Raw genomic sequence first — 280 nt, 5'->3', positions numbered from 1 at the left:
ACGACGCGGAGCACCCCGGTCGCGGTCGTCACGGCGGGGGCCACCGGTGGTGGGGCGGTCGTCGCGGCGGAACGGAGGACGCCCACCGCCACTGCGGTCGTTGTCGCGACGCGGTGCGCCGCCACGGTTTCCGCCCCGGTCGCCACCGTCCCGGCTGCGCTGGCCGCGCTCCGGTCGCTCGTCGGGAGAGTTGGTGGACATCGGTGACTCCTAGTCTTCGGTACCGCAGTCATTCTCGCGCAGCCGGGTAGCCGGCGCGCTTCGACAAAACAAAAAGGAC

The 280-nt window shown here is 71.8% G+C and carries 1 pseudogene; it reads right to left on the bottom strand.

Annotation, left to right across the window (positions count from 1 at the left end):
* Positions 1-201 (bottom strand): annotated as a pseudogene (locus tag ACFQ7F_RS27030) (tetratricopeptide repeat protein); the annotation flags it as partial.
* Between the last annotated feature and the right edge of the window lie 79 nt (positions 202-280).

It is taken from the genome of Streptomyces sp. NPDC056486, from assembly GCF_042795295.1.
Taxonomy (GTDB): domain Bacteria; phylum Actinomycetota; class Actinomycetes; order Streptomycetales; family Streptomycetaceae; genus Streptomyces.
The sequence above is the reverse complement of the archived record's forward strand: the minus strand, read 5'-3'. Positions and strand labels throughout refer to the sequence as shown.